This is a genomic window from Streptomyces albidochromogenes (assembly GCF_005981925.1).
Lineage (GTDB): Bacteria > Actinomycetota > Actinomycetes > Streptomycetales > Streptomycetaceae > Streptomyces > Streptomyces albidochromogenes.
Genome location: NZ_VBVX01000352.1, coordinates 1 through 6,180 on the forward strand (window position 1 = coordinate 1; position 6,180 = coordinate 6,180).

The window sequence follows — 6,180 nt, forward strand, 5'->3', positions numbered from 1 at the left end:
GGGCCGGCCCGTGCGCACGTTAACGACGGGGCGGGGGCGCGGCAACGGAGTGTGCGATGTGTTGGTATCCACCCCACCGTGTGGCCCAACGGGGCACGATGGGCGGATGCGCAACCAACGCCGACGTACAGCGAACGCCGCCTCCGCCATAGCCGTTCTGGCCCTGCTCACCACGGGCTGCGGAGCCGGTGAGAACGAAGAGAAGCCCCTGCCGGAGACGGCGAAGGGCAGCCTGGAACAGCTCGCCGCGAAGGTCGAGTGCGAGCCGAACATCCAGACGGACGCCAAGGAACTGCGTCAGGCGAACTGCAGGACCGACGACGGCCGCTACGTGCTGGCCACCTTCGCGACCGACCGCGGACAGCGCGAGTGGATCAACGAGGCGAAGGACTACGGCGGGGCGTACCTGGTCGGCAGGAAGTGGGTCGCGGTGGGCGACCGGAAGGTGGTCACCGCACTGCGCGGGCAGCTCGGCGGGACGGTGGAGACCTCCTCGCACCACTCCGGGGAGAGCGGCGGCAAGGGCGACGGGGAGGAGCACTCCGGCCACCACGGCAGCTGACCGCGCGCAGGGGAAAGGGCGGCCGGTGGGGGACGGCCGCCCTGGGCGGGACTGCTGTGTGGGGGTCTACCGCGCGGTTCGTACGGCGTGATCAGGCGCAGCGGCGCCCCTCGTTCACACAGGCCACCACCTTCTTCATCAGCCGGCTGTTGAAGACGTTGATGAAGTCACCGTGGTCGGTTCCCGGCTTGTGGAGCTGCTCGGGGAACGAGTCGACCGCGAAGCCCGGGCCGGGCGGGACGTCGTACACGATCCGCTGCACCAGCTGCGGAATGGCACGGAATCCGTTCGGGCAGGCACCGTTCTCCTGGGCGAACGCCACATGGGTGCGGTGGTTGGCGCTGTCGGTGTTCTGCCCGTCCCAGCAGCTCTGGAACTTGAAGGTGCGGACGACCTGGCTGCCCTCGGGGCAGATCGGGTACTTGTCCTTGAGCTGGCGGTCCTCGAACCCGGTGCAGCTCCAGGACGCGTTGGCATTGGCGTCGCCGTTGGTGAACGCCTTGGCGTCACCGGTGATGATCCGGAGGAACCGGGGCATCGCGGTGACCTTGCTGACGGGACTTCCGACGAACTTCAGGTCGACCTCGGTGGGCGTCTGGATCTCGCCCACGTTGCTGTCCTTGCCGCCGCCGTCCGCATTGGCGTCGGCCTCGTTCTGACCGTTCTGCAGGCGCAGGACGGGCCAGTAGTACGTCGACTTGTCGCCCTGGTTCTGGCAGGTGGTCTGCCCGCGCGCCAGGTCGTCGTCGCTGGCGAAGGCGTCATTGGCCTGGTTGCCGACGTAATCGTGCATGTGGTGGGCGCCGTTGCTCACGCCCGGGGCGACGATGACGTTGTCGGGATTGAACTTCCCGTTCTCGTTCTCGCCGCACTCGGTGACGAACTGGCCGCGGGACGCGCCGCGCTGCTGGGGCGGCTGCTGGACGTTCGGCTGCACGGACTGGATGTCGACGAAGTCGGCGGCGTTGGGGCCGTTGCCCGCCTGACCGCCGTTGCCGTTGTCGCCGCCCTGGCCGCCGTCGTCCTGGCCGCCGTCACCGTTGCCGTCGCCCTGGTCACCGCCCTGGTCGGCACCCTGGTCGCCGCCCTGGTCACCTCCCTGGCCGTCGTCCTGGCCGGCGTTGTCGCCCTGGCCGTCGCCGTTGCCGCCGCCGTCCTGCCCGTCGTCGCCGACCCCTCCGTTGTCGTCGGCGCGCAGCGCGCAGGGGGCCAGTCCTTCGAGGCCCTGGGGACGTTCGGCCACCCGGTCGAAGGCGACGGCGATCCGGTCGATGGACGCCAGCCGCTTGTCTTTCAGCGGTCCGAGGATGGCGTTCTGCGCGAGATTCGGGTCCTGGGCGATCTGCTCCTTCGAATCGGCGAATCGCTTGTAGGCGTCCGTGATCTGGGAGTCGAGGGCAGCCAGCTCCCGGTCGACTTCCTGGCGCGCCGCATCGGGTACTTCCTGGGGCAGGTCGTTCGCCACCTCCGGGCAGTCAATGGTCGACATCTGCTGGCCGGTGCTCCGAAGCTGACCGGACTGAGCCGGTTCAGGGTTGGACCAGCCTTCACCTGCGGATGCGTAGACATTCACCGCGAGCAGTCCACCCCCGCCCAGGATCAGAGCGGCCGATGCGGCAATCGCCCGGTTCGCCAGCGTGGAACGTTTTCTAGTTGCGCGTCGCATGGAACTCCTCTGCTTCGTTGCCGGGTGAAGGTAAGGGGGGTCCCGGCAGGGGAGAAGCGCTCCGTTCCATACGGAAGCCGTTCGCGGCTCGTTCAAACCTCCTCGCAGTTCGTAGGTAACTCCATGGCCAAACAGGGGCGGACCACGACGTACGGGTGCCGACCGCCGCGTCTCACGCGGAGCCGGCCGGCGTGCCCACCCGGATCCGGTTGCCGTCGGGGTCCCGCAGCTCCGTCTCCCGCGCCCACACCTGCTCCTCGACCGGTACGCCGAACTCCGCCGCCACGGCGTCCACGTCCCGCACCCGCAGATACACCAGCGTCCCGGGACGGGCGTCCCCCTCGTGCTCCGAGAGGAACAGCCGCACGGACCCGCGCGCCACCTCCACGAAGGCGGGGAAACCCGGTGCGAACCGGTGCTCCCACTCCTGGCCGAAGCCGAGGCGGGCGTACCAGTGGGCGGCGGCGCCGGCGTCCTTGACGTGGAGGACCGGGACGACTTCCTCGTTGAACGTGGTCATGGGGCCATCCTGCCGTGCCGGTCTGTCACTCCGGCGGGGCGAACGCCGCGAGCTGCTCGTCCAAAGGAGCGCCGGTCATCCGGTTGGCCAGGGTGGACAGGGTGTAGGCGCCGATGCCGAGGACGACCTCCAGGGCGTTCTGCGAGGTGTGGCCGTGGTCGAGGAAGCGGCGCAGGGCGTCGTCGGGCACCGCGCCCGCCGTGGCGACGACGTCGAGCGTGAACCGGCGTACCGCTTCCAGGCGTTCGTCGGTCAGCGGCCGGCCCTCGCGCAGCGACGTGATCACAGCGGCGTCCGCGCCGAGCGCGGTCAGCTTCGCCGTGTGCATCGCGACGCAGACGTGACAGCCGTTGCGGGTCGCGATCGTCATGATCACCACTTCGCGGGCCAGGGGGTCGAGGGTTGACGACTCGAAGATCGCGCTGATCTTCAGGAAGCCGTCGAGCAGGTGCGGCGAGGTGGCCAGGCGGCCCACGGGCGCGGGCAGATAGCCCAGCCGATTCGCCGTCGCCTCCATCGGACGGCGGGCGGCGGCCGGGGCGGTCTCGGTGGTGTGGTCGGGGAAGAAGTCGTTACGGATGCCGGTCAAGGCGTCTCCTTGGAGGTAAACTCGTCAACGTGATTGACGAAAAGGTAAACCACGTTGACGAGTTGCGCAATGGCTGAGGGGTACGAGCTGCCGCTGCTGCTGTTCGCCGGATTCCGGTCGTTCATCGACGAGTCGCACGCCGAACTGGCCGAACAGGGCCACCCCGACGTCCGCCCGGCGTACGGCTTCGCCCTCCAGGCGGTCGGCCGGGACGGTGTGACGCCGGGGGAGCTGGGCCGGCGGCTGGGGGTCTCCAAGCAGGCCGCGGGCAAGACGGTCGAGCGGCTGGAGCGGCTCGGGTACGTCGAGCGGAGGGACGACCCGAACGACGGGCGACGCAAGCTGGTCGGGCTCACGCCGCGAGGGATCGACGTACTCCAGCGATCGGCCGCGATCTTCGACCGGCTGCGGGCGGGCTGGGTCGAGCGCCTCGGCGCGCGACGGGTGGACGAACTGGAGGCGGCCCTGCGGGAGATGGTCCCGGCGGGCGGCCTGCGGCTGGACGCCGCCGGCTGGTTCGGGGCCTAGCCGCGTCACCGCGTCACGCGGCGCGGGGCGGCCTCACGCGCCTGCGGGGCCGCGGGAGCGCGAGGCCGCGGGCCGCGAGGGCCCCGGCCGGCCCCGGCCCGGGTTCGGTGTGGGGCAGGAAGGCGGCGAGTGGCTGAGCTACGGCGGACAGGCCCCGGGGCCGGCCTCCGTCTTCGTCCCCGGGGGCGCAAGGGCGATCATCATGTGGGGCCGCAGGAAGAACCGCTGATCCGGCTGCCCCCGGACGTCTGCCGTTCTCCCGCCCGGTGGGGAATGGCAGACCCGCCGCGGCCTCAGCGGCCGTCCCGCCCCCGGTCCAGGTACGCGAGTACCGCCAGGACCCGGCGGTTGTCGTCGTCACAGACCGGCAGGCCGAGCTTGCCGAAGATGTTCGACGTGTGCTTGGCCACCGCCCGCTCGGTGACGACCATCCGGCTCGCGATGGCCGCGTTCGACCGGCCCTGGGCCATCAGTTCCATCACCTCGCGCTCACGCGGCGTGAGACCGCCCAGCGGCTCGTCCCGCGCGCGGCGCGAAAGGAGTTGCGAGATCACCTGCGGGTCCATCGCCGTGCCGCCCGCCGCCACCCGGCGTACCGCGTCGACGAACTGCTCCGCGTCGAACACCCGGTCCTTCAGCAGGTACCCGATGCCCCCGTTGCCGTCCGCCAGCAGCTCGCGCGCGTACAGCTGCTCCACGTGCTGGGAGAGGACGAGCACCGGCAGGCCCGGCCGCTCCCGGCGGGCCTCCAGCGCGCACTGCAGTCCCTCGTCGGTGTGGGAGGGCGGCAGCCGGACATCGACCACCGCGACGTCCGGACGCAACTCGGCCAGCGCGCGGGAGAGTTCGGGACCGGTCTCCACGGCGGCCAGGATCTCGAAGTCGAAGGCTTCGAGCATCCGGACCAGCCCGTCGCGGAGCAGGAAGAGATCTTCGGCTAGGACAACGCGCAAGGGATCTCCATGGTCACCACGGTGGGGCCGCCCGCGGGGCTGCTGACGGCCAGGACGCCGTCGAATGTACCGAGCCGGCGTTCGACGCCGCTCAGGCCCGACCCTTTTCCGGCCGCCGCCCCGCCCCGTCCGTTGTCGGTCACGCCCACGCGCAGCATGCCGTCGGCGTGGTGGAGGTCGACGAAGACGCGGTCGGCCCGCGCGTGCTTGACCGCGTTGGTGAGGACCTCGCTGACCGCGAAGTACGCCGCCGACTCGACCGGCGCCCCGGCACGCCCCGGCAGGTCCACCGTCACCTCCGTCTCGACCGGCAGGCGCAGCGCCAACGCCCGCACCGCGTCCCCGAGTCCGCGCTCGGCGAGCACCGGCGGGTGGATGCCGCGCACCAGGTCACGCAGTTCGGTCAGGGCCTCGGCGGACGACGCGCGGGCCATGGCGAGGAGCTTCTTCGCCTGGGCCGGGTCCTTCTCCACGAGCGCCTCGATGGTGCCGAGGTTCATGCCCATGGCGACCAGCCTCGCCTGCGCCCCGTCGTGCAGGTCCCGCTCGATACGGCGCAGTTCGGCGGCCGAGGCGTCGACGGCGTCGTGCCGCGTTTCGGTGAGCTGGTCGACGCGCCGGGCGAGCGCCATCTCGTGGGTGGGGCCGAGCAGCGACCCGGTGAGGGTGGAGTGGGCCCGCAGCAGGACCGGGTTGAAGCGCAGCGCGCCCGCGAAGACCGCCAGAGCGAGGGGGAGCGTGAGGAGGGCCGTGGCCTGGCTGTGCACGGGGACGAACCCGTACCAGTACGCGCCGTCCGTGGTGAACAGCCGCCACAGCCCCGCCACCAGCACCAGGCTCTCCACCGGGTACAGGAACAGTGCGGCGGGCAGCACCGCGATGACGCAGCCCGCCGTCATGTCGACCGGCAGCCACAGCAGGTCCCGCCAGGTCGCCGGGTCCTTCAGCAGCAGCACGCACCGCTCGACCCGGCCGACGAGGCCGCCGCGCGGGTCGGCCGGCATCGGGCGGTAGGGGGCGGGGACGCGTACGCCGGACCAGGCGCCCGCGAGCAGCCGGCGCCGGCCGGCGTACCCGCGCAGCACGGTCAGCACGACGGGGGTGGTGAGGAGGCCGACCCCGACCGGAATGAGCGCGAGGGACACGAGCGTGAACGAGAACAGGGCGACGGACGCCGTGAGCGACAGGACCGTCAGGGCGAGTCCCCGGGCTCCGGCCAGGAACGCGCTGCGTATTCTCGTCTTGATCATAATGTCCAGCCTCTCCCCGTCGGCCCGTCCGCCGGGCACGCCCCCAGTCTCGCCGGTACGGGCCGCCCAGGTCATGGGGCCCGGCACCCGGGTCGGTGGTGTACCTACCACC

Annotated in this window: 7 protein-coding genes; 2 read left to right on the forward strand and 5 right to left on the reverse strand. The window is 71.4% G+C overall.

Translation table 11 applies throughout. The features are described 5' to 3' along the window. The first annotated feature begins 106 nt into the window (after nucleotides 1-106). Nucleotides 107-562, forward strand: a complete 456-nt coding sequence (locus E2E34_RS29745) for a hypothetical protein (RefSeq protein ID WP_138904971.1) — start codon at nucleotides 107-109, stop codon at nucleotides 560-562. A gap of 91 nt (nucleotides 563-653) precedes the next feature. Here the strand turns inward: E2E34_RS29745 and E2E34_RS29750 are convergent, their stop codons facing one another. The 3 genes from E2E34_RS29750 to E2E34_RS29760 all read right to left on the reverse strand — a co-directional run bounded on the left by E2E34_RS29750 (nucleotide 654) and on the right by E2E34_RS29760 (nucleotide 3,265). Further along, nucleotides 654-2,228, reverse strand: a complete 1,575-nt coding sequence (locus E2E34_RS29750) for a DUF1996 domain-containing protein (RefSeq protein WP_138904972.1) — start codon at nucleotides 2,226-2,228, stop codon at nucleotides 654-656. A 172-nt stretch (nucleotides 2,229-2,400) separates the two neighbouring features. Then, complete coding sequence (locus E2E34_RS29755) at nucleotides 2,401-2,748, reverse strand: glyoxalase superfamily protein (RefSeq protein ID WP_138904973.1); 348 nt, start codon at nucleotides 2,746-2,748, stop codon at nucleotides 2,401-2,403. A gap of 25 nt (nucleotides 2,749-2,773) precedes the next feature. Beyond that, the gene (locus tag E2E34_RS29760; RefSeq protein WP_138904977.1) at nucleotides 2,774-3,265 is read right to left on the reverse strand and encodes a carboxymuconolactone decarboxylase family protein; all 492 of its coding nucleotides are present in this window, start codon (nucleotides 3,263-3,265) and stop codon (nucleotides 2,774-2,776) included. A gap of 141 nt (nucleotides 3,266-3,406) precedes the next feature. Here E2E34_RS29760 and E2E34_RS29765 point away from each other — a divergent pair, with 141 nt between their 5' ends. Continuing rightward, nucleotides 3,407-3,865: a MarR family winged helix-turn-helix transcriptional regulator gene (locus E2E34_RS29765; protein WP_138904974.1), complete on the forward strand. Its 459-nt coding sequence runs from the start codon at nucleotides 3,407-3,409 to the stop codon at nucleotides 3,863-3,865. Between the two features lie 293 nt (nucleotides 3,866-4,158). On the opposite strand, the gene E2E34_RS29770 is transcribed toward E2E34_RS29765, so the two are convergent. After that, nucleotides 4,159-4,818: a response regulator transcription factor gene (locus E2E34_RS29770; protein WP_138904975.1), complete on the reverse strand. Its 660-nt coding sequence runs from the start codon at nucleotides 4,816-4,818 to the stop codon at nucleotides 4,159-4,161. Continuing rightward, the gene (locus E2E34_RS29775) at nucleotides 4,803-6,068 is read right to left on the reverse strand and encodes a sensor histidine kinase (RefSeq protein ID WP_138904976.1); all 1,266 of its coding nucleotides are present in this window, start codon (nucleotides 6,066-6,068) and stop codon (nucleotides 4,803-4,805) included. The genes E2E34_RS29770 and E2E34_RS29775 overlap by 16 nt, the downstream gene beginning before the upstream one ends. Nucleotides 6,069-6,180: the final 112 nt, after the last annotated feature.